Source organism: Streptomyces coryli (genome assembly GCF_011044975.1).
Lineage (GTDB): Bacteria > Actinomycetota > Actinomycetes > Streptomycetales > Streptomycetaceae > Streptomyces > Streptomyces coryli.
The window spans coordinates 1-857 of sequence record NZ_JAAKZV010000569.1 but is presented as its reverse complement, the minus strand read 5'-3'; the positions used below and the strand labels follow the sequence as shown (position 1 = coordinate 857).

1 protein-coding gene is annotated in these 857 nt (G+C 69.1%); it reads right to left on the bottom strand.

What is annotated here, in order from left to right:
* The coding region (locus tag G5C51_RS42235) for an exo-beta-N-acetylmuramidase NamZ family protein (RefSeq protein ID WP_165246247.1) at nucleotides 1-857 on the bottom strand (857 nt) is incomplete at both ends.

The window sequence follows — 857 nt, the reverse complement described above, 5'->3', positions numbered from 1 at the left end:
ACGCCGGCGCAGGTTTTGCCCTGGTGTTTGCTGAAGGTGGGGACGAAGTAGGCCTCGCGGAAGGTGACGCCGGGCAGTTTCAGGGCGTTGAGGCGGTCGCTGTAGTGGTAGTCCAGGTAGGGGCCGCCGATGAGTTCGAAGGGGCGGGTGGTGCCGCGGCCTTCGGAGAGGTTGGTGCCCTCGAAGTAGCCGGTGCCGGCGTAGACGCCAGCCGTGTCGGGGGTAGGCATGTTCGGGGACGGGGGCACCCAGGGCAGGCCGGCGTCCTGGGCGAAGGTGCGGGGGTCCCAGCCGCGGACGGGCACGACGTCCAGCTTGACCTTGCCGCCGTCGCCTTCCTTGGGGAGCAGCTCGCCGTTGAAGTAGCGGGCCAGTTCGCCGACGGACATGCCGTGCTGCTGGATGATCAGTTCCTGGCCGACGCCGGAGGTGAACTCCGCTGTCATCAGGGCCCCGTCGGCGCGGCGGCCGATCGGGTTGGGGCGGTCCAGGACCAGGAAGGAGGCGCCGATGCTGCGGGCGGCGACCATCGCGTTGTACATGGTCCAGATGTAGGTGTAGAAGCGCACGCCGACGTCCTGGATGTCGAAGACGATCGTGTCGGCGCCGGCCTTGGTGAACAGTTGCGCCAGTTTGGCCGCGTCCGCGCCGTAGGCGTCGTAGACGGTCAGGCCGGTGCGTGGGTCGATGGTTTCCGGTTCGGCCTCGCCGGCTTGGGCGCTGCCGCGGAAGCCGTGTTCGGGGCCGAAGACGCCGACGATGTTCAGCTCCTTTTGGGCCGCCATCGAGTCGACCACGTGCGCGGTGGAGCGCAGCACGCCGGTCGGGTTGGAGACCACGCCGACCTTGCGGCCGCG